Origin of the sequence: Tsukamurella ocularis (assembly GCF_965138335.1) — a bacterium.
Taxonomy (GTDB): Bacteria; Actinomycetota; Actinomycetes; order Mycobacteriales; family Mycobacteriaceae; genus Tsukamurella; species Tsukamurella ocularis_A.
The window spans coordinates 91146-111963 of record NZ_CBCSDV010000007.1; the positions used below are offsets into that span (position 1 = coordinate 91146).

Annotated in this window: 27 protein-coding genes; 18 read left to right on the forward strand and 9 right to left on the reverse strand. The window is 68.8% G+C overall.

All coding sequences use genetic code 11. The annotated features are described in order from the left end of the window. Positions 1-44: 44 nt before the first annotated feature. The 9 genes from ACNAYW_RS08995 (at position 45) to ACNAYW_RS09035 (ending at position 8920) form a co-directional block, all read left to right on the forward strand. Positions 45-770, forward strand: coding sequence for a SigB/SigF/SigG family RNA polymerase sigma factor (locus ACNAYW_RS08995; protein ID WP_415849358.1), 726 nt, complete (start codon positions 45-47; stop codon positions 768-770). 204 nt (positions 771-974) lie between these two features. Further along, complete coding sequence (locus tag ACNAYW_RS09000) at positions 975-1265, forward strand: STAS domain-containing protein (protein WP_415849359.1); 291 nt, start codon at positions 975-977, stop codon at positions 1263-1265. A gap of 74 nt (positions 1266-1339) precedes the next feature. Next, positions 1340-1906, forward strand: coding sequence for a hemerythrin domain-containing protein (locus ACNAYW_RS09005; RefSeq protein ID WP_415849360.1), 567 nt, complete (start codon positions 1340-1342; stop codon positions 1904-1906). Beyond that, positions 1906-2214, forward strand: a complete 309-nt coding sequence (locus ACNAYW_RS09010) for a hypothetical protein (RefSeq protein WP_415849361.1) — start codon at positions 1906-1908, stop codon at positions 2212-2214. The genes ACNAYW_RS09005 and ACNAYW_RS09010 overlap by 1 nt, the downstream gene beginning before the upstream one ends. Positions 2215-2240: 26 nt before the next feature. Beyond that, positions 2241-4331, forward strand: coding sequence for a catalase (locus tag ACNAYW_RS09015; protein WP_415849362.1), 2091 nt, complete (start codon positions 2241-2243; stop codon positions 4329-4331). A gap of 5 nt (positions 4332-4336) precedes the next feature. Further along, complete coding sequence (locus ACNAYW_RS09020; protein ID WP_415849363.1) at positions 4337-4585, forward strand: hypothetical protein; 249 nt, start codon at positions 4337-4339, stop codon at positions 4583-4585. A gap of 20 nt (positions 4586-4605) precedes the next feature. Then, on the forward strand, positions 4606-5517 hold the full coding sequence (locus tag ACNAYW_RS09025; RefSeq protein ID WP_415849364.1) for an alpha/beta hydrolase: 912 nt from the start codon (positions 4606-4608) through the stop codon (positions 5515-5517). 29 nt (positions 5518-5546) lie between these two features. Beyond that, complete coding sequence (locus tag ACNAYW_RS09030) at positions 5547-6860, forward strand: ATP-grasp domain-containing protein (RefSeq protein ID WP_415849365.1); 1314 nt, start codon at positions 5547-5549, stop codon at positions 6858-6860. 20 nt (positions 6861-6880) lie between these two features. Beyond that, positions 6881-8920, forward strand: coding sequence for a CocE/NonD family hydrolase (locus ACNAYW_RS09035; RefSeq protein WP_415849366.1), 2040 nt, complete (start codon positions 6881-6883; stop codon positions 8918-8920). Positions 8921-8988: 68 nt separating this feature from the next. Here the strand turns inward: ACNAYW_RS09035 and ACNAYW_RS09040 are convergent, their stop codons facing one another. From ACNAYW_RS09040 to ACNAYW_RS09055, 4 genes are all read right to left on the reverse strand, one after another. After that, positions 8989-9354: a low affinity iron permease family protein gene (locus tag ACNAYW_RS09040; protein ID WP_458630000.1), complete on the reverse strand. Its 366-nt coding sequence runs from the start codon at positions 9352-9354 to the stop codon at positions 8989-8991. A gap of 98 nt (positions 9355-9452) precedes the next feature. Continuing rightward, positions 9453-9653, reverse strand: coding sequence for a hypothetical protein (locus tag ACNAYW_RS09045; RefSeq protein WP_415849368.1), 201 nt, complete (start codon positions 9651-9653; stop codon positions 9453-9455). Between the two features lie 101 nt (positions 9654-9754). Beyond that, entirely contained in the window at positions 9755-10000 is a 246-nt protein-coding gene (locus tag ACNAYW_RS09050; RefSeq protein ID WP_415849369.1) for a hypothetical protein, read from the reverse strand. A gap of 9 nt (positions 10001-10009) precedes the next feature. Further along, complete coding sequence (locus ACNAYW_RS09055; protein ID WP_415849370.1) at positions 10010-10426, reverse strand: CBS domain-containing protein; 417 nt, start codon at positions 10424-10426, stop codon at positions 10010-10012. Between the two features lie 387 nt (positions 10427-10813). On the opposite strand from ACNAYW_RS09055, the gene ACNAYW_RS09060 reads away from it, so the two are divergent. Then, complete coding sequence (locus ACNAYW_RS09060) at positions 10814-11152, forward strand: STAS domain-containing protein (RefSeq protein ID WP_415849371.1); 339 nt, start codon at positions 10814-10816, stop codon at positions 11150-11152. 156 nt (positions 11153-11308) lie between these two features. Here ACNAYW_RS09060 and ACNAYW_RS09065 read toward each other — a convergent pair whose 3' ends face one another. Together ACNAYW_RS09065 and ACNAYW_RS09070 are read right to left on the reverse strand one after the other, a co-directional pair. Next, a complete protein-coding gene (locus ACNAYW_RS09065; protein ID WP_415849372.1) occupies positions 11309-12787 on the reverse strand; it encodes an aminotransferase class I/II-fold pyridoxal phosphate-dependent enzyme in 1479 nt (492 codons plus the stop codon). A gap of 249 nt (positions 12788-13036) precedes the next feature. After that, positions 13037-13693, reverse strand: a complete 657-nt coding sequence (locus ACNAYW_RS09070) for a PAS and ANTAR domain-containing protein (RefSeq protein WP_415849373.1) — start codon at positions 13691-13693, stop codon at positions 13037-13039. Between the two features lie 327 nt (positions 13694-14020). Between ACNAYW_RS09070 and ACNAYW_RS09075 the strand changes: the two genes are divergently transcribed. After that, complete coding sequence (locus tag ACNAYW_RS09075; protein ID WP_415849374.1) at positions 14021-14509, forward strand: Hsp20/alpha crystallin family protein; 489 nt, start codon at positions 14021-14023, stop codon at positions 14507-14509. A 350-nt stretch (positions 14510-14859) separates the two neighbouring features. Then, positions 14860-15195: a hypothetical protein gene (locus ACNAYW_RS09080; protein ID WP_415849375.1), complete on the forward strand. Its 336-nt coding sequence runs from the start codon at positions 14860-14862 to the stop codon at positions 15193-15195. Positions 15196-15215: 20 nt separating this feature from the next. Here the strand turns inward: ACNAYW_RS09080 and ACNAYW_RS09085 are convergent, their stop codons facing one another. Then, a complete protein-coding gene (locus ACNAYW_RS09085) occupies positions 15216-15701 on the reverse strand; it encodes an SRPBCC family protein (protein ID WP_415849376.1) in 486 nt (161 codons plus the stop codon). Positions 15702-16033: 332 nt separating this feature from the next. Here ACNAYW_RS09085 and ACNAYW_RS09090 point away from each other — a divergent pair, with 332 nt between their 5' ends. Continuing rightward, complete coding sequence (locus ACNAYW_RS09090; protein WP_415849430.1) at positions 16034-16414, forward strand: TetR family transcriptional regulator C-terminal domain-containing protein; 381 nt, start codon at positions 16034-16036, stop codon at positions 16412-16414. Here the strand turns inward: ACNAYW_RS09090 and ACNAYW_RS09095 are convergent. Then, positions 16399-16776 (reverse strand): hypothetical protein, encoded by a 378-nt coding sequence (locus tag ACNAYW_RS09095; protein ID WP_415849377.1) that lies wholly within the window; start codon positions 16774-16776, stop codon positions 16399-16401. The genes ACNAYW_RS09090 and ACNAYW_RS09095 overlap by 16 nt on opposite strands. A 36-nt stretch (positions 16777-16812) precedes the next feature. Then, positions 16813-17430, reverse strand: a complete 618-nt coding sequence (locus tag ACNAYW_RS09100) for an LON peptidase substrate-binding domain-containing protein (protein WP_415849378.1) — start codon at positions 17428-17430, stop codon at positions 16813-16815. Between the two features lie 37 nt (positions 17431-17467). On the opposite strand from ACNAYW_RS09100, the gene ACNAYW_RS09105 reads away from it, so the two are divergent. The 5 genes from ACNAYW_RS09105 to ACNAYW_RS09125 all read left to right on the forward strand — a co-directional run bounded on the left by ACNAYW_RS09105 (position 17468) and on the right by ACNAYW_RS09125 (position 20808). Next, positions 17468-17596 (forward strand): hypothetical protein, encoded by a 129-nt coding sequence (locus ACNAYW_RS09105; protein WP_415849379.1) that lies wholly within the window; start codon positions 17468-17470, stop codon positions 17594-17596. Positions 17597-17646: 50 nt separating this feature from the next. Beyond that, positions 17647-18162 carry a TrmH family RNA methyltransferase gene (locus tag ACNAYW_RS09110; protein ID WP_415849380.1) on the forward strand — a complete coding sequence of 172 codons (516 nt, stop codon included), beginning with the start codon at positions 17647-17649 and terminating at the stop codon, positions 18160-18162. 17 nt (positions 18163-18179) lie between these two features. Next, positions 18180-18920, forward strand: a complete 741-nt coding sequence (locus ACNAYW_RS09115; protein WP_415849381.1) for a maleylpyruvate isomerase family mycothiol-dependent enzyme — start codon at positions 18180-18182, stop codon at positions 18918-18920. A 206-nt stretch (positions 18921-19126) separates the two neighbouring features. Next, on the forward strand, positions 19127-20131 hold the full coding sequence (gene nrdF / locus ACNAYW_RS09120) for a class 1b ribonucleoside-diphosphate reductase subunit beta (RefSeq protein ID WP_415849382.1): 1005 nt from the start codon (positions 19127-19129) through the stop codon (positions 20129-20131). Positions 20132-20211: 80 nt separating this feature from the next. Further along, positions 20212-20808, forward strand: coding sequence for a hypothetical protein (locus tag ACNAYW_RS09125; protein WP_415849383.1), 597 nt, complete (start codon positions 20212-20214; stop codon positions 20806-20808). The last annotated feature ends 10 nt before the right edge of the window (positions 20809-20818 follow it).

Here is a 20818-nt window from a genome sequence, read left to right on the forward strand (position 1 = left end):
CGCACCCTCGGGAGCCGCGGCCCTCGAGCGATGACTACGCCGATGTGGCGGCGATCCTCCGAAACGCGCGGCGCTCCGGTGGGACGCCCGAGGCGACCGCCAGGGAGGAGGTCATCAGCCGCTGTCTGCCCCTCGCAGAGAACTTGGCGCGGAGATTCGCCGGGCGCGGTGAGCCGCACGACGACCTGGTGCAGGTCGCCCGCCTCGGACTGGTCCATGCGGTGGACCGCTTCGATCCGGAGAAGGGCACCGATTTCCTGTCTTTCGCGGTGCCCACCATGTTGGGAGGCCTCCGTCGCCATTTCCGCGACACCGGATGGGCGACCCGCGTGCCCAGACGCATGCAGGAGTTGCATCTGCGCATGAACGCCGCGATGGCCGACGCGGCGCAGGACCTCGGGCGGACACCGACCTACCGTGAGCTCGCGCAGCGGCTGGACGTGGGCCTCGACGAGATCCGTGAGGCGGCACTCGCGGGGAACGGCTACCGGGCACGCTCGATCGACCAACCGATCGGCGACGACGAGCGGTCCACGCCGGTGGAGCGGATCGGCGAGGCGGATCCGGGCTTCGAACTCGTCGAGGAGTTCGCATCGCTGCGCCCCGCGGTCGAGCGATTGGATGAACGGGAGCGCACCGTCCTCGCACTGCGCTTCTACCGATCGATGACGCAGACCGAGATCGCGGCAAGGCTGGGGATCTCGCAGATGCACGTGTCGCGGATCCTGTCCCGCGCTCTCAGCAGGCTCCGGTCGTACGCCGCCGAGTAGGCGACCTCGGTGAATCGTCCATGCTCGACTGCAAACATTCAGCGGCGGAGCGGTTTTCGATGACGAACGGCCCGTCGGCTCCTGTACAGCCCAGGGCGTCTGTGGTACGAACGAAGGAGGTTGAGTGCCGCAGCCGGAACATCACGATCTGTTGCTGGAGGCCCCATGTCCTTATCCGTCATCGAACGTCCCGACACGCTCAAGATGAGCGCATCCCCCACGTCGGCGCCGCTCTGTACCGAAGTGGCTCCGGAGGGTGACCTCGACGGCTTCACCCTGCCGGCCTTCATCAGGGCCGTCGACGCCGCCCTACGGACCTCCGCCCGAGTGGAGCTGGACCTCACCGGCGTCGACTTCATGAGCATCGCCGCCGCCGCGTACGTGTGGAAGCGGGTGGCTGCCCCCGGCACGGCGCCCGTGGAGATCGTCGCCGTGAGCACCGCTGCCTCCCGATCGCTCGTCGTCACCGGCTTCGGAGGCGTGACCGAGGTTTGACGCACTCGGTCCGGGGTAGATCTCTACTGCAGCGCCGCCCGCGGGCGGCCCGACGAGAAGAGAGGACGAGCACCGTGACGTTCATCAATCCGTACACCTTCATCGATGAGCTCGCTTTCCAGCATCAGCGGATCCTGCAATTGTTCGATCGTGTCCTCGCCAGCGACGCAGAGGACCGCGACGAAGCGTTCCTCGCTCTGCGACGCCTGCTCGCCGTGCACGAGGCCGCCGAGGAGATCATCGTGCACCCCAAGGCCCGCGCGGCGATCGCGGCCGGCGGAACCGTCGTGGAGGAACGCCTCGACGAGGAACGTGCCGCCAAGCAGCTGCTCGCCGAGCTCGAGGACATGAACCTCCACTCGGGCGAATTCGAGGCGAAGATCGAAGCCCTGCGTGCCGCCGTCGAGCGGCACGCGGAGCGCGAGGAGCGAGAGGAGTTCGTCGCGCTCCGCAACGAGATCGACGACGACGAGGCGGCACGCATGGCCGACGCGGTCCAGGCGATCGAGTCGATCGCGCCGACACGCCCGCATCCCGGCGTCGAGTCCGCATCGGCGAACCTCCTCGTCGGGCCGTTCGCCGCGATGCTGGACCGGGCCCGGGATGCGATCTCCGCTCGGATACGGCGAGGAGCGCACTGATGCAACGCATCGCACGGCAATGGGGAGGCGCCGGCTTCGTCGGGGTCCTCGTGGGCGTCGGCGTGCTGGCGATCGGGATCAGCGCGACAGCGACCGGTGCGCCGTGGGCGTGGGCCGCCATCGGCGGCGGCATCGCGCTGATCGTCGTGGGCGGCGCAGCGATGACCGCGGTATCACTCAGTCACCGCAGGAACGCGTGGGACGACCGCGGACAGCGCGACCCCGTCCTCGGCGAGGAACTCAGCCCCACCGAGGAACGGCGGTACCTGCGGAGGTACCGCCGGCGCGGCGGACGCGGCGCGCGCTGACGACGAACGAGCCGAGGAGGCGGAGTATGGCGGACGAGCAGATCGAAGCGGTCACCGCGACCGGGCAGGGAGGCGAGCCGCATCAGGTCGCGGTGGAGGCCCTGACCACGTCGCAAGGGGCGCCGGTCCCCGACAATCAGAACTCGCTGCGAGCGGGCGAACACGGGCCCGCCTTGCTGGAGGACCTCGTCCTCCGGGACAAGATCTTCAGGTTCGACCACGAGCGCATACCCGAGCGGGTGGTCCACGCCCGCGGATACGGTGCGCACGGCGTCTTCGAGTGCACCCGGTCACTGACCGGTGTCACCGTGGCCGATGTCTTCGGCGAGGTGGGGAGACGAACGGAGGTCTTCGTTCGCTTCTCCACCGTCGCCGGTCGCGCGGGCTCCTTCGACCTGGCACGCGACGTCCGGGGGTTCGCGGTCAAGTTCTACACGCGCGAAGGCAACTGGGATCTGGTGGGGAACAACATCCCGGTCTTCTTCATCCAGGACGCGATGAAGTTCCCGGATCTGGTCCACGCGGTCAAGGAGGACCCCGATCGGGCCTTCCCTCAGGCCCAGTCCGCGCACGACACGTTCTGGGACTTCGTGTCGTGCCTTCCCGAGTCGACGCACATGACCCTGTGGCAGATGTCGGATCGGGCGATCCCGCGTTCGTTCCGGTTCATGGAGGGGTTCGGTGTCCACACCTTCCGCTTCCTGGCGGAGGACGGGGCCTCGACGTACGTGAAGTTCCACTGGAAGCCCAAGCTCGGCTGCCAGTCGGTGGTCTGGGACGAGGCGGTCAAGATCAACGGTGCCGATCCGGACTTCCACCGTCGCGACCTGTGGAATGCGATCTCGTCCGGTGACCATCCGCAATGGGATCTGGCGGTCCAATTGTTCGACCAAGCGACTGCGGACGCTCTGCCCTTCGACGTCCTCGACCCCACCAAGATCGTTCCCGAGGAGACGGTGCCGCTCCAGGTGGTCGGCCGCCTCACCCTGGATCGGACAGTGGACAACGATTTCGCGGAGACGGAGCAGGTCGCCTTCTGCACGCAGAACATCGTCCCCGGAATCGGTTTCACCGACGACCCGCTGCTGCAGGGCCGCAACTTCTCGTACCTCGACACCCAGCTGTCCCGTCTCGGCGGACCCAATTTCACGCAACTGCCGGTGAACCGTGCCCGGTGCCCGATGGCGTTCTTCCATCAGGACGGTCACATGCAGCAGGACGTGCCCTCCGGACCGATCAACTACGAGCCGAACTCCAGCGATGACGGCGGTCCCCGCGAACGCGCCGGCGCTCAGGCGCTCACGACCTTCGCCGAACCGCTCTCGGGAACGAAGACCCGTTTGCGCCCGGAGTCCTTCGCCGATCACTACAGCCAGGCGAAGATGTTCTGGGACAGCCAGACTCCGGTGGAGCAGGACCACATCGTGGCGGCGTACGTCTTCGAGCTGAGCAAGGTCCGGGAACGGGCGATCCGGTTGAGGATGGTAGCGAACCTCCGGGCCGTCGACGACGGGCTCGCCACTCGTATCGCGGCCGGCCTGGGGCTCCCGCTTCCCGAGCCCGCGCCCGCCGCGGTGCCCGTGCGTACCGACCTGCCCGCGTCACCCGCGGTCAGCATGCTGCGCAACCCGCCGCGGACCTTCGCCGGGCGCACCCTCGGCACGGTGGTCACCGATGGGGTGGATCGCGCGCTCCTCGAAGCGCTCCGCCGTCACGCCCGCGACGCCGGCGCCTCGGTGGCCGTGATCGCGCAACGCGTGGGGGGCGTCGTCGCCGACGACGGCGAGCCGATCGTCGCCGACGCGCAACTGGCGGGTGCGCCTTCGGTCCTGTTCGACGCCGTAGCCGTTCTGACATCGGCGGCCGGCGCGGAGGAGCTCGCGGCCGACCCCGCGGCACAGGACTTCCTCACCGACGCCTTCCACCACAGCAAGTACCTGGCGATCGGCGAGCACTGCGGACCGCTACTGGATCGCACGGGTCTCGCGCACAGCGTCGATGACGGTTGCTTCCTCCTGGACGCCGACCGCGTCGCCGCTGATTTCATCACGGCCTGTGCGGACCTGCGGTACTGGCCCCGCACGGCCGTCCGCGGGGCAACCCCTCCGAAGGAGTGATCACGATGACCACGAATCACCACGACGACGCGGACTCCGGCGCGCCCGGCGAGGACGCGTCCGCGAGCGTGTCCGTCGACGCGGAGGCTCTCGATGAGGACCTCTTGGGGCACGACCCGTGGGACACCGCCATCGATCCGCCAGACGGTTGGGCGGAGAGCGACCGACACGGCGTCACGGGGCCCGAGCAGTGGGAAGGCCCTTCGCTCGACGAGCGACTGGCGCAGGAGGAGCCGGACGAGGGCAGCCCGTGACGTCGGTACGCGCCCGGTGCGTGACAGCATCCCTGCGAGCCCGGCGCAGCAAGCGGTTCTACCGCGACCGCGAAGTCATGGTCGCCGGCCTGGCGGACAGGCAGAGCCTGAAGGCGGCGATGCCGCCGTGGTGGATCCGCCTGGGCGTCGAGATCAGGTCGGCCACGGTGGGCGGGACGCGATGCGTCAGCATCACTCCGCCGACGTCCTCCGGCGCACGAGTACTCCACCTCCACGGCGGGGCGTTCGTCGAACAACCCGAACACCACCACTGGCGTTTCCTCCGGTGGCTGGCGCTGACCACCGGCGCCTCGGTCGTGGTGCCGCTGTACCCCCTGTGTCCCATCGCGGATCACGATGCGATCCGCCGATGCGTACGGCGTGTGTACGACGACGCGATCGCCGGCCACCCCGGGCCGGTAGTGGTCTCCGGTGACTCGGCCGGCGGTCTTCTCGCCGTCGAGCTCGCGCGCACTGCGCCCTCCCGAGGCGCTCGCCGCCCCGACGCCCTGGTCCTGAGTTCTCCGTGGCTGGATCTCGCGATCACGGATGGCCGGTCCGAGCGCATCGAGCCCGACGATCCCGAACTCGCGATCGCGGGGCTTCGAACGGCGGGACGCTGGTACTCCGGTGGAGGGCGAGGGGAGACGGACCCCCTCTCCACCGACCTGTCGGCCCTGCCCCCCACCGCGGTGGCGTCCGGTACGCGCGATGTCCTCAACCCCGACGCGGAGCGGCTGCACAAGGTCCTCACGACCGCGGGCGTGGCGGTCACCATGCTGGAGTACCCCGACATGTTTCACAACTGGATCATGCACGCGATTCCCGAGGGAGCCGCAGCGCGCACGCGACTCGTCGACTTCCTCCGTGGTCTCGGTGTCGCGTCCCCCGCCACAGCGCGCCTCCGCAACGCGGGTTCGTTCCTGGTTTGACGCTCCGGACAGCGGGTAACCCGACCGCCATGGTGATGAACATCTTCGTACCCGGATTGACCCGGCCCCAACGTGAAGAACTGCGCACGGTGGACGTCGGGAGCGAGATCGGCATCCACGCGCTCCTCGACGTCGATTCCGTCACGGTCGCCGAACATCTCGACTTCCAGAGTCTGCTACGGCGGGCTCGGGCGGAGCTGGATGCGTTCGACGGCACCGTCGACGCCGTCGTCCCGCACTGGGACTTCCCGACGAGTGTCCTCGCCCCCATGCTCGCCGCAGAACACTCGCTTCCCTCGCCGTCGCTCGAGAGCGTCCTGTCGTTCGAACACAAGTACTGGTCCAGGCTGATTCAGCGCCGAGCGATACCGGAACACGTGCCGCGCTTCGCCGCGTTCGATCCGTTCGACCCCGAGGTCGAGCGGTCCGGAGTGGGACTGCCGTTCCCGTTCTGGGTGAAGCCGGTCAAGTCGCACTCCTCCCAACTCGGCTTCGAAGTACGCGATGCCGCGGGCCTCCGGGATGCGCTCGAGGTGATCCGGAAGGAGATCCGTACCGTGGGCGATGCCTTCGACGAGGTGCTGAGCATGGTCGACGTGCCCGAGGGGGTGCGGGGGGTGACGGGGACCTCGTGCATTGCGGAGGAGGTCATCGCGGGGACGCAGGCGGCTCCGGAAGTCTCCATGTTCCAGGGAGAGCTCGTCGTTCACGGCTTCTTCGACATGCGGCGCAGCGAGGACGGTCACAGCTTCGACAGCCTGTGCTACCCGGCTCGCACCGTGCCGCCGGCGGTGCGGGACCGGATGGTCGTGGCCACGGAGCGGGTACTCCGCGAGGCGGGTTTCGACAACGGGTGCGCGAACGCGGAGTTCATGTGGGACGACCGCACCGATCGCCTCAGCATGATCGAGGTCAACACCCGGATCTCGCAGTCCCACAGCGATCTCTTCGTCAAGGTCGACGGCACGTCGAATCACGAGTACGCCATCGCCGTGGCGCTGGGGCGCCGTCCACGACCGGGAGCGAGAGCAGGTCGGTTCGGTGCCGCGGCGAAACACCTGATCGGTGTACACACCGATGGCGTCGTCCGGGCCGTACCCACGGACCGGGACCTGGCGCGACTCCGAGAGGAGTTCCCCGAGACCGTCGTGCAGCTGGCGGTGAAACCGGGGGACAGGTTGTCCGAGTTGCCGAACCAGGATCCGTATCGCTACGTGCTCGCCACCGTCTACCTCGGTGCGGAGGCCTACGCGGACCTGGCCGACGTCGCCGCCCGCGTGGAGGACCACCTGCCGTTCCGCATCGAAAACGACGAGGCGTCCCTCGACCGCAGACCGGCATGAACCGTACCGAGAGGAGTTCCGTGCTGACCATCGACGACCTGCCCTGCACGACGCGCACGATCGAGAACGTCTTCATCCCCATGTCGGACGGGACTCGGTTGGCGGCGCGGATCTGGCTGCCGACCGATGCGGAATCCGCGCCAGTGCCGGCCGTTCTGGAGTATCTGCCGTATCGCAAGCGGGACGATACACGCGCCCGCGACTCGCTCAACCACCCCTACATCGCGGGGCACGGATACGCCTGCGTCCGCGTGGATCTCAGGGGTAGTGGGGACTCGGACGGGGTGCTGCGCGATGAGTACCTCCCAGTGGAGCAGGAGGATGCGTGTGAGGTGATCGCCTGGCTGGCGGAACAGCCGTGGTGCGACGGGAACGTCGGGATGATGGGCATCTCCTGGGGTGGCTTCAACAGCCTGCACGTCGCGGCACGTCGTCCGCCCGCGCTGCGGGCCATCATCTCCGCGTCGGCCACGGAGGACCTCTACGTCGACAACATGCACTACATGGGTGGCTGTCTCCTGTCCGACAACCTGTCGGAGGCCACGGTGATGTTCGCATGCACCAGCCTCCCACCCGACCCCGCGATCGTCGGCGAGCGCTGGCGGCGGATGTGGTTGGAGCGGCTCCAGCGGAGCGGGCTCTGGATCGAGACCTGGTTGGAGCATCAACACCGTGATGAGTACTGGCTTCGCGCCTCGGTGAACGAGGACTACTCCGCCATCGAATGCCCCGTGTTCGCGATCGGTGGCTGGGCCGACGGCTACACCAACGCGGTCTTCCGGCTCATCGAGCATCTCGACGTGCCGCGGAAGGGGCTGATCGGTCCGTGGGGGCACAAGTATCCCCATCTCGGGGTACCGGGGCCGCCCATCGACTTCCTCGATGAGGTCGTGCGGTGGTGGGACCACTGGCTCAAAGGAATCTCCAACGGCGCGATGGACGGCCCCGTGCTGAGGGTCTGGATGCAGGACAGCGTGGCACCGAATCCTGCGTACGACGCCCGGCCGGGGCGCTGGGTCGGGGAGGACGCCTGGCCGGCACCGTCCATCGAGTGGCGCGAGTACGAACTCGCCAGGGAGGGCATCGTCGCCCCCGGAACGTCGTCATCCCCATCCGGGATCGTCAGTGTGAGCTCGCCGCTCAGCGTGGGCATGGCGGCCGGTAAGTGGGCCTCCTACGCGGCGACCCCCGATCTGCCCACCGATCAGCGGAACGAGGACGGCGGCGCTCTCGTCTTCGAGACGGAACCGCTGGACGAACCGGTCGAGATACTGGGACGCCCGGAGCTGGACCTCGTGGTCGAGGTCGATAGACCGGTGGCCATGGTCGCCGCTCGGTTGTCCGACATCGCACCGACTGGAGAGGCGACACGGGTGACGTACGGCATCCTCAACCTCACGCACCGCGATGGCAGCGCCCGCCCGGATCCGGTTCCGCCCGGACGGGTCGTGGACGTCACGGTGAGCCTCAACGGCATCGCTCAAGTCTTTCCCGCGGGCCATCGGATCCGGATATCGTTGTCGACCTCCTACTTCCCCCTGGTCTGGCCACCTCCCGAACCGGTCGTCCTGACGATGCGCACGGGCGCGAGCCGGCTGCGGCTCCCGGTCCGGTCAGCCCGATCGGACGACGATGATCTGCGGCCGTTCGGTCCGCCGGTCGGCGCACCGCCGCTCGCGGTGACCCGGCGATCGGAAGGTGAGCATCACTGGCGCACCACCAACGACTTGACGACCGGGGGGACCACTCTCGAGATCGTCGACGACGACGGCGAGTACGTCATCGACGAGACGGGGACTGCGGTCACGCGGGCCTCGAGCGAGTGGTTCGGATTCCATCGGGACGACGTGACGTCGGCCCGGGGCGAGACCAGGACGCTGCGACGGTTCCGCCGCGATGACTGGGATGTGGAGGTTCGCACGCGCACTGTCCTCACGAGCACCGTGCGATCCTTCGTGGTCGCGGCCGAGCTCGATGCGTACGAACGCGACCCGGATCGGGGGCTGCGACGGGTCTTCGCAGACAGCTGGTTCCGGGAGATCCCACGAGAAGACGTGTGACAGAAGCGTTGCGGAGGGTCCACGCGCTGCGTGGACCCTCCGCTGCTTCGGACGGGGTCACCCGTCGGCTAGGAGGATTCCCGCCGCTCGACTCCGATCGCCTCACGCAGTTGGCGGCGAACGGACTCCGACTGCGATTCGGGGGCGCGGTCGAGGGTCGCCTCGATCAATGCGTTGAGTTTCTGCTGGATCGCTGCGTCCGCCCGGGTGGACTGGTTCTGCACCAGGGCCACGAGGAGGAAGGTGATGATCGTGGTCGCGGTGTTGATCACGAGTTGCCAGGTGTCGACGTCGCGAAGGATCAGGATCGATGGTGCCCAGATCACCACCAGCGCCACACAGAAGCTGAAGAACCACGCCTGCGAGACCCACCGTCCGGTGAGGTCGGCGAAGCGGTCGAAGATCGACACACGGCCATCGACCGAGCCGGGCAGGAGTGGCGGGCGGTGCCCCGTCGTGGTGCGGTCGGACGCGGCGGGCGGCGGGACCCCGTGGGGCCCCGCCGCCGCCGGTTCCTCGCGCGAGGAGCGCGTCACTGTCCCGAGTGGCTGTGCTCGCCACCCCGGACCTTGGCCTCCTCCGGCTGCGCCTCGGCGCCCTTCCGGCCGGCCTCGTGCGGATCCGCGCCCTCCTGCGAGCCGAACTGGCCGGGGCTGTTCTCGCCGCCCTTCCGGGCCTGCTCCTCGGTATCGGAACGATTGCCGAACTGTCCGGGGTTGTTGGGGTCTGCCATCGTGCATACCTCCTGAGTTCGATTCTGTAGAAATGGGATTCGTTTGAACCCCGGTCATGGGATACCCGCCGCGAGGTGTTTCAAACCTCGGTGGTGGTCCGTCATGTTCCGGTGGACGCGCGGTCGGCGACCGTGTGGTGCCCGCGATCGCGAGCGCAGTGCGCACAGCAGTACACGGTCGAGTCGACCTGGACGCCGTGCCCGATGATCCGGCAGCCGCATCGCGCACAGGAGGGGGCGAACGAGCTGATCGCGCACTCCAGGCTGTCGAAGTGCCTGGTCGTTCCACCCCGAGTCATCGTGAACATGTCGTCGTACTCGTTGCCGCAGGTGTCGCACGTCGTCATCGTCGACACCTAGTCGAAGGAGACGGCGGCGACGAGATCGCCCACTCGCCGGTCGGGGAGTGCCCGCGCGATATCGGCCTGAGCGATGATCCCGACGAGGGTGTGCCCGTCGATCACCGGCACGCGGCGCACCTGATGGTCCGCCATCGTCGAGAGCAGTTCCGTCGTGTCGTCGTCAGCGCCGATCGTCACGGCCTCGCCCTGGGCGAGCTCGCCGGCCCGGACCTGTGCCGGGTCGTGTCCGCGCGCGACCACCTTGGTCACGATGTCGCGGTCGGTGATCATGCCCTTCAAACGCCCGTCTTCACCGCAGATCGGTAGCGCGCCGACACGCAGTTCGCTCAAGCGTCGCGCCGCATCGGCCGCCGAGTCCGTGCTGCCGATACATGCGACGTTCGGTTGCATTATGTCTCGTGCTCGAGTCATGTCCGCTCTCCTTTCGACTCCGAGCCGTGATGGCCCGCGGGATGGGCCTACCCCGACCCGCCGCGGTGCAAACTCCGGGCGGGCGAAGTCGGGAGCGCAGCCCGGCCGACGGCGAACACCGCTCGTATACGGGCTGATTCGGGCGTAGTCGGATCCGGAAGCGGATTTCCGCTGCGGGTGTTCTTCGGACCGGAACCTTGTTACGGTGAAGGTGGTTGAACACCACAGCCTCCGTTTCACGTCGACAGTGCTGCGCCTCGGGCGTGACCGTGTGACTGAGGAGACCGTATGAGTTCAACGCCTCTCGAAGCGTCCCATGACCTGTGCGCGCACGGGTATCGGGTCGACGTCCGGGGCCCGTCGGAGCGGACTCCCACCGTACTCGCCGTGTCCGGCTACATCGACGCGTCGAACGCGCATCGAGTCGCCCGGCTGGCACAGCACGCGTTCGGCCGGCGCCACGACACCGTGATCGACCTGTCCCGGCTCGACTTCATCGGGCTCAGTGGGCTGTGGATCGTCGTCGGGCTCCCGCAGATCGCCTTCTCGCGTGACCTGTGCTGCGCAGTCGTGGCCGGCCAGCGGGTCGATCACCTCCTCGACCGCGTGAACGACGGCCGCCCGCACTGGGTGTTCGGCGACCTTCGACGTGCGTGCGATGCCGTCCTCGCGGGCGGGCGCCGGAACCTGCCCGCGGAGCGTGTCCCACTGTGGGAGACGGCATGATCGAGATCGGGACGGACGTGGTGGTCACAGTGGCGGGCAAGGCGATCCGATGCCGGGTCGCCGCGATCCGCCGCGCCCCTTTCAGCTACGTGGAGCTCGAGCCGATGGGGGGCGGCCGGCGCCGGTCGATGCCCCTGCGCGTCGTGGAAGCGGCGGTCAGGGGTCCCGCGCGACGACCTTGATCGCGGTCGCGTCCGGGTAGGTGGCATCGGGAAGGTTCATGCCGGCTTCGTGCCCTGTGCGCAGGTACGAGAGGACTGCCTCGTTGAGCATCTCGCCGGGAACGACGACAGGGATTCCGGGCGGGTACGGGGTGATCTGTTCGGCCGCCACCCGGCCGGCAGCGGCGTCCAACGGGACCGTTTCGACGGCCCCGAAGAAGGCGTCCCTGGGAGACATGACCGTCTCGAGCCGGAGCTCCGATGGTGTCGGCTGGTCGACGGCGGACGGCGCCGTGCCATCGCGATCGAGCCCCGGCCGCGCCGTCGCGAGGTCCCTGAGCGCGGAGACGAGACGGTCGGTGGTGGCATCAGTGTCCGCCTGCGACAGAGTCGCCAGAATCCGTCGGTGGTCGCACAGACCGACGTCGATCGCGCGGGCCCGACGAAGCCAATCCGCACAGGTGTACCCGCTCACGCCCAGCTCTGCGACGTCGATCAGTACCTGCAGCTCGTCGAGGTCGTGGCTCGCCTCTGCGCGGACGAGCTCATCGTGTGCGACGTGGAGGCCGTCGATCGCCTCGACCGCGGCGCGGACGCGTCGTGCGCGAGCGAGCGCCCGATCGAGTAGTGCGTGTCCCGCGTCGACCATGTGACGCCGCCATCCGTCCATCGCCGCGTAGACCATCAGGTTCGGGCTGGTGGTCATCAGGAGATCGGCGCAGTCGCTCAGACGGGAACGGTCGACCCTGTCGCCTTGCACATGGAAGACGGAGCCCTGTTCGAAGCCGGTCCCCATCTTGTGAACGCTCACGACACAGACGTCGGCGCCGGCGTCCATCGCCCAGGTGGGCAGCTCCGGGTGGAACGGAAGGTGGGCGCCCCACGCCTCGTCGACGATCAGGGGCCTGCCGCGCCGGTGGCAGATCTCGGCGATCGCGCGCAGGTCGGCACACGTGCCGTACGGCGTCGGGCTGACGATGAGCAGTCCGGCGGCATCGGGATTCTCGTCCCAGGCCCGCTGCACTTCGGCCGGCGACGGTGGATGCGTGAGATGCAGATCGCTGTCCCAGCGCGGGGAGACCCAGCGGGGCGTGAGGCCCGAGAAGATGAGGCCCGCGACGATGGATTTGTGCGCGTCGCGAGCGATCAGGAGCTTACCCCGTTCACCGCCCACGGCGAGCATCGCGGCCTTCACCGACAGCGAGCTTCCGCAGGTCGAGAAGAAGGCGAGATCGGCGCCGACCGCATTCGCCATCAGCTCCTCGGCCTGCGCGAGGTACGCGCCGCGCATACGCCTGTCGTCGAGACCGCCGGCGACGAGCAGGTCGTTCTGGAAGGGCTCGCGCCCCAGCGTCGCGGACGTCCGCGCATCGACACCGCGGCCCTGCCGGTGTCCGGGCGGAGTGAATCCGTACCGCTCGCGAAGCCGGTAGTCGTCGAGTGCTTCGAGCAGCGGAGCGCAGCCCTGATCCATGTGAGTGCGTCACCTTCCCGTCGGCGCGCGCGGCGCGCATCGCGTACCTGCCGGAGTACCCGGACGCCGAGGCGACGAAACATCGCGGACGCCGGACCGCAACGTGGATTCCGCCGAACGCTTCTGCGGAACGGGGTGACTCGGCGCTCACCGCGCGGAGGTGCGCCCGCCGACGACGCGGGGAGGAACATCGATGCACGAGGAGAGGGTGGGTCGGGATCGGGCCCTGGCCGCTCCCGACGGCACGTGTCAGGGCACCCGCAGGTGCGCAGTGAGGAGGATGTGGTCGAACCTCTCGCGGACGCTGCGGGGCACCGCCGACTCCTCGGATGCGAAGTCGGCGACGATCTGGGCCGCGAGGACACGCAGCTTGACGTTGGTCTCCTGCGAGCGCCACCGCAGGATGTCGAACGCGCGCTGCGCCGTCACTCCGTAGATGAACATCAGCACACCTTTCGCCCGGTCGATGTCCTCGCGAGCGGCGATCACGTCGGGCATGGTCTCGGCGAGGGAGTGGCGGACCTCGGATGCGACGGTCTCGGTGATATCGATGTAATAGCCCTCGGTGCCGACCACGGTGCGATCGTCGGACGTCATGCGGTCGGCTATGACGATGATGTGGTGCACGGACCCTGCGGTGTCGATGATGCGGTGTCGGCTGCTGAACGGATCCCCGGACGCCAGTGTGCGGCGTACCCGCTCCCTGACGGCCGGTGCGTCGTCGGGATGCTTGTGCGAGAGGATGAGATCGGTCGTCGGAACGATCTCGCTGGGCTCGTAACCGTGCATGCGAGCGACCTCGTCGGACCATTCCCAGCGTTCTCCGTCGAAGAACAGCCGGAAGCTCCCGAAGGATTGCGGGGCGCCGCCGACGGCGTCCAACGCCTCGTGGTCGGGTGACTGCATGGGATCATAGTACGACGAAACCAGTGCTACTCCAGACGAATTCGTATTTGACGTACAACGTGTAGGGCATCATGGGTTGCTTCCGTCCGGCGATTGCATCGACCGTGGACGTAGGGCGAACCGAGAGCGTCTCGTGCCGCCGCCGTCGATCCGCTCGGTGGAGCGGCGCCCTGGGCGGGGCGCGCATCGCGCCGGAATCCGTGGTCGAAATCCGGTCACGGAAAGGTCTGGCACTCGCGGGCGGAGAGTGCTAAAACTGAAAGCGCACAGTTGATGAGTCGCCCGCCAGGGTGGCGGGCGGCCTGGAGTTCACGGGAGGTGTTTGCTGTGCTGAGGTTCGATCCATTCTCCGAGTTGGATGCTGTGGCACAGGGCCTGCTCACCGCGGGCCGGGAAGCCGGATCGCCGCGTTCGCCGCGGTTCATGCCGATGGATCTCTATCAGGTGGACGATCACTACGTCCTCACCGCCGATCTGCCGGGCGCGGACCCGGGTTCGATCGACGTCGACGTCGAGAACGGCGTCCTCACACTCACCGGGCGGCGGACGCCGATGTCCGATTCCGGTGTTCGGTGGCTGACCAGCGAGCGCTTCTCCGGCGTCTACCGCAGGCAGCTGGCCCTCGGCGAGAGCATCGACACCGCGGGGATCGTCGCGCGCTACGACAACGGTGTTCTCACAGTGACGATTCCGATCGCAGAGCGGGCCCGGCCCCGTCGGATCGTCGTCGAGCAGGGCTCCGAGGAACCGCAGTGCGAGCAGCTCGCGGTCGCATCGAGTACGGCTGACGAACCGCGCGTCGACGTCGTCGGATAGCCCTGGTGCGGCGGCGGGGCCGGCCGCCCCGCCNCCGCGCCCGACCCAGGATCGGAGCCCGGACGTGCCCTACGCCAGTGATCATCGTCTGCACCCTCGGCAGGCCGATGTTCCTCACGCCGACCCCGCGGACCTCGCCGAGCAGGCGCGCACCGTCGACCTCGACACTCTGATCGAGGACTACCCCTGGGTGCGTCGCGACGAGGTGCTGACCATCGAGGGGCGGCGCTTCTTCATCTAGCAGAACCATGTTGCGAGGGTCGGGGGCCCCTTGACGGGCTGGTCGGAGCCCCCGACCCGACTCTCTCCTGTCCCGACCGGCCCCTGGAGTTCATGAGGAAGACCACGTCATGAGAACTCTGCATCGGCTCTCCGCGACGATCGACACCGAACACCCGTTGCCCACCGAGGACGGTGCCCTCGTCACCGGCACCGTGGAGGTGATCACCGAGTGCGCGCCGTCCGGCCGGGCACGCATGCGCTGTCGGGTCGCGGGCGAGGACGCGTGGCATCCGGTCGCGGGCGGCAGCGCCGATCTGACGGATCCCGCGGACCTGCCGTTCCATCATTCGGCGACGCTGTCCCGGTTGCTGTCCGAGCCGCCCCGCCCCGCCGGAGGTGGTCGCGACGCGGTCGCCTTCTACTTCTGTGACGATCTCGACGCGCCACCGCCCGCGGCGGCGTGAGGCGCCCGAGGATCCCGGAGTCACCGGCCGGTGGCCGCCTCGGCGGACGATCGGATCCCGGCGAGCGTCTGCTCCATGCCGTCGAGCATCAGCGCGGTGAACGCTTCCTGCCCGCCGAGGTGGCTCTCGGTGAGATCGAGGGAGAACCGGGAGATCCCGTCCGGGGTCTCCCGGCGCTGGGTGAGCACGGTGTGATCGTCGTCCGGAGTGAGAGCGAAGGACCAGACCACGTAGTTCTCGGCGATCCGGAACGCGAGGTCCCGCTCGGGCTCGTGCCGCACGATCTCCCCGTGCGTGACCCATTCGAGTTCCCCGAGGCGATTGAGGTTCGTGAACCGGGAGCCGAGCCGGATGTCGTCCTCGGGGGCGCGCAGCCGCACGGAGACCACCTGGGGGCTCCACTCGGGCATCCGGCGGACGTCGCCGACCGCTTCCCAGACGGCAGCGGGCGGAGCGGCGATGGTGATGGTGCGCTCCAGGAGGGGTGCGAACGCGCTGTCGGGCATGATTCTCCGATCTGTTACGACCGATCGGTCGTGAACATGCTTCGACGGTACGCCACGCGCTCGGTCCCGTCCAGGGATCGCTTCCTGGCTACAGTGACGGGATGACCACACCGGCCGCCGACGGTCGACGCGCGCGCGGCGNCGCCNCCCGCCGCCGCGTCGCGCGAACCGCGGCCGACGTCGCCACCGTGCACGGCCTCGACGGCATCACGGTCGGCGGTCTCGCCGCCGCGGCCGGCGTCAGCAAGAGCGGCATCCTCACTGTGTTCCCGACCCGGGAGGCCATCCAGATCGCCGCCGTTGCGGAGGCGCGGCGCGTGTACGTCGACGTGGTGATCCGTCCCGCGCTGGCGGCGGAGCCCGGGGCTGATCGCCTCCTCGCGCTGCTCGAGACATGGGTCGGTTACCTTCGCGCCGAGACGTTTCCGGGCGGCTGCTTCGTGACGGCAACATCGGCCGAGTACGGCCACCGCACCGGGGCCGTCGCCGATGCGGTGCGGGCCCTGAAGCGCGAATGGCTCGATCTCCTCGAACGCGAGTTCGCCGCCGCGGGGGCAGCGGATCCCGCGACCGACGCCTTCCGGGTGGACGCGTACCTCGCTGCCGCGAACGTCCGCCGGGAACTGTTCGGCGACGACGCCGAACTCGACCGTGCGCGAGCGCTGGCCACCGAGATCGTCGACGCCGCAGGCGCCCCTCACATCCGCGCGTAGCCGTCCTTGTCGCGGAAGCAGAAGTCGCACGCATCGCCGTTCTCGCTGCCGTAGTCCGCGAAGCCGGCGACCGCAGCGATCGCCGTGCGGGCGGTGGCGGCGTCCAGGAGTGGTTCCCGCCCGCCGAGAAGCGGATCGAGCCGAGCGAGGCCGGAATCGAACGGGGAGGAGGAGCCGCCCGGGGTCACGTCGACGACGACTGCGCCGTCCACGAACAGCGTGAGCAGATCGTGCTCGGGGAAGCCGTGATTGACCCGCAGGACCCACCAGGCACCGTCGACCACGGCGGCGTAGGGGAAGAACCGGAAGCCGGTCCGGAGCCACGCCGGTCGTGCGCTGCGGACGGAGGCGATGTCGATCATCGACCGGAGACGGCGTCGCGGAGCATGGGATTCCCTCTACTGCAGGCGGAATCGCAGGGTGGCGATCACGTCGTCGAGCGCGTCGGTCAGCACCCGCACGCGGTCGGCGGGGCCGGGCGCGGCGAGCGCGCGGTGCCGGTCGGCGTCCGCCAGCGGCAGCGCCCGGGCGAGGTAGTAGCTGCGCTCGACCGGGTGTTCCGGGAGCTTCAACTTCGGCCACCCGCGGGGCTTACCGCCCCCGCTGCGCGCGAGCCGCGCTGCGAGCCTTTCGATCTCGCCGCGCTTGCTCAGCAACGGGATCAGGTCGACGGCGGGCTGTACCTCGTCCGGCCAGAACTCCGCCTCCGCGAGCGGGTAGGGATCGTCGGGCAGCCAGCGGGCGATCCGGACCCGGTCCGTTCCCCGGCAGATCAGCGTGAACTCCCCGCCCGGGCGGCGCACGTACCGGTCGATGAGCGCTACGGTGCCGACGTCCGTGCGCACGTCGCCGCCCCCCACCTCGCTACCGCGCTCGATGAGGACCACGCCGAACCGGCCGTCGGTCGCGAGGCACTGCTCCACCATCCGGCGGTACCGCGGCTCGAAGACGCGCAGCGGCAGCTCCTCACCGGGGAGGAGCACGGCACCGAGCGGGAACATCGGCAGTTCGGTCACCGCTACAGCATGCACCGTGCGCGGCGTCGTCACCGGCATGACGGTCCCCAACGCCCTGCCGGCGCGGGAACGGGACGGCGGCGCGGTCGCCTCCACCCCGCCGGAGCGACTGGACGGCGACGGCGCCGTCGCCACGGCATTGCTGGAGGCTGTGCAGGTCACGTAGCCTGGGCACATGACGAATCATGGAAGGGGCGCCACGCCTCACACCGTCTGATGGCCGAGCTGCGGGTGAAGTCCCGCTCCGAACTGCGCCGCGCACGGCGGCGCCAAGGCCACTCCTGTTGGGATCACCTCATCGTCGCCCCACTCTGGGCGCAGCACGGCGCGAACCTCGGGACCCTGCTGCGGACCTGTGACGCCGTCGGCGCCTGCATGGCGGTCCCGTCGCACGACTGGGTGAAAAATGCTCTGCGCAAGGGCAATACGCTACCCGGGCCCAGTTGCATCCACCGCGTCGGCAACCCGCAGAACTGGCTCGTCAAGCAGCGCGAGCGCGGCTCGCGCATCATCGGCGTCGAGCTCGCCGAGGGCGCGACGCGCCTGGGCGACCTGCCCGCCGCGCGCGGGCGCACCGTCGTCGTGCTCGGCCACGAGTTCTCCGGGATACCCAGTGACACCCTGCACCTGCTCGACGAGGCCGTCGAGATCCCGATGATCGGGCGCGGCGCGAGTCTCAACGTCGCGGTCGCGGGGTCTCTCGTGCTGTATCGCCTCGCGGGCCTGTCCTGAGTTCGTAGGGTCGGGGTATGACAGCTCAGCTCTGGATCGATTCCATCGCCGCCGACGGTGCCCGCATCGCCGCGATCGACCCCGCCCACCTCGCGCTGCCCGTCGCCACCTGCCCGGGGTGGACGGTGCACACCGGCATCGTGCACACGGCGGGGGCACATCGCTGGGCAACCACGTTCCTGCAGGCGGGCCCCGATTCCCGGGAGCGGTTCATCCCCGATGTCTCCGACGCGCCCGAGGGCGCGGACGTCCTGCCGTGGTACGCGGCCATCAACGCGGCGTTGCTCGACGAGCTCCGCAAGCACGAGGCCGACGCCCCCGCGCGCGCCTTCATCGGTCGCACCGTCGCGGCGTTCTGGATGCGCCGGATGACCCAGGAGGTCTCGATCCATCGGTGGGACCTGCAGAACTCGCTGCCCGGCGGCGCCGAGCCGCTCCCGGCGTGGACGGCCGCCGACGGCATCACCGAGCTGACGCAGATGCAGATCCCGCTCATCCTCGGCAAGAAGGGACTGCCCGAGGAGCTCGCCGGGAAGGTCCTCGCGATCGAGGCGACGGACACCGGCGACCGCTGGACCCTGCGGTTGCGCGCCGACGGCATCGACGTGCTCGCCGAGCCCGCGCCGGCGGACCTGACGCTGCGCGGCACCGCGTCGGACCTGGACCTCGTGCTGTGGCGCCGGGCCGAGCCCGGCACCGTCGACCTGGACGGGGACCGGGCCGTACTCGACGGGCTCCTCGACGTGGTGATCATCTGACGGTCACGGGTGATGGATAGTGCCCGCTGAGCGAGCACTATCCACCGCAGGGCGGGGCTGAGACGTCGGTCGCACGAGCTTCGGAGCGCCGATATGCGACACGCCGAACTGGCGGTATGAACTAAATCTTGCGCCTGAGGGACTTGTCGGCCCCAAGGGGTAGTGTCATGGACGTAGAAATCCAGCTCCGCGAAAACCGAGGTGTCATGTCTGAAACCGCCGCTCACAGCCCCGCCGACGGAGCCCCGCTCAAGCTGGTCAGCCGGGTGTCGGCGATCAACTGGAACCGGGTTCAGGACGAGAAGGACGCCGAGGTCTGGGACCGGTTGACGGGCAACTTCTGGCTGCCCGAGAAGGTGCCGGTCAGCAACGACATCCCGTCGTGGGGCACGCTCACCGAGCACGAGAAGCAGCTCACCATGCGCGTCTTCACTGGTCTGACGCTGCTCGACACCATCCAGGGCACCGTCGGCGCCGTCTCGCTGATCCCCGACGCGATCACGCCGCATGAGGAGGCGGTGTACACCAACATCGCGTTCATGGAGTCGGTGCACGCGAAGAGCTACAGCTCCATCTTCTCCACGCTGTGCAGCACGCGCGAGATCGACGACGCCTTCCGGTGGTCGGAGGAGAACGAGCACCTGCAGTCCAAGGCGAACATCGTCATGGGCTACTACAGCGGCGACGACCCGCTCAAGCGCAAGGTCGCCTCGACCCTGCTCGAGTCCTTCCTGTTCTACAGCGGCTTCTACCTGCCGATGTACTGGTCCTCGCGGGCCAAGCTCACCAACACGGCCGACATGATCCGCCTGATCATCCGTGACGAGGCGGTGCACGGCTACTACATCGGCTACAAGTACCAGCGCGGCCTGGAGACGCAGAGCCCGGCGCGGCGCGAGGAGCTCAAGGACTACACGTTCGACCTGCTCATGGAGCTGTACTCGAACGAGGAGGACTACACCGAGTCGCTGTACGACGAGGTCGGCCTCACCGAGGACGTGAAGAAGTTCCTGCGGTACAACGCCAACAAGGCGCTGATGAACCTGGGCTACGAGGCCCTGTTCCCCAAGGACGCGACCGACGTGAATCCCGCGATCCTGTCCGCGCTCTCGCCCAACGCCGACGAGAACCACGACTTCTTCTCCGGTTCCGGCTCGTCGTACGTGATCGGCAAGGCCGTCAACACCGAGGACGAGGACTGGGACTTCTGATCCCGGACGATGCCGGGGAGACCCGCTCGCGCACGAGCCCGTGGTGGCTCGTCGGGGCGGGTCTTCTCGTTCTCGCGTTCGTGTTCCTGCCGCGAGCGGTGTACGGCACCGACGTCGACGCGCGAGCCCGGGGCGAGTTCCCATCGTGGCTGCTCGGGGGTCGGGCTCAGCTCACTGCGGGGCTGCGGTCGCTCGTCGACGACTGGTTCGGGTTCCATCTGATCAAAGCGGTGAGCGCCGGACTTCTCGTCGCGCTCGCGCTGTACGTCGGCCACCGCGCGCTGGCACTGATCCCGACGGTGCTCCTCATCGCGAACGTCCAGGGTGCGGTCGCGCCGCTGTCGTCGGCGTTCTCGCTCCTCGATCCGGCGCGGCTGTGGGACGGCGAGCCGGGGCGGGCACTCGCACTGATGCGTGCTGAACTGCGCGGGACACCGTCGGGGCCCGTCCACGCGCTGGTCGACGACTTCGCGCGCTACCACCTGGCCGTCGTGGTCATGGCCGGCGTTCTGACGGTGATTCTCGTGGTCTTCGCCGTCCGCGCCTGGAGGCAGGATCGCCCCCGCTGGGCGATTGCGACGGTCGTCGCAGCCGTCGCCGCCGGCGTGGTCACGGCCGCGAACGTGACGACGACGCTCGATCCGATCCGCGGCCTGCTCGACTTCCTCGGTTCCTAGCGGTTTCGGC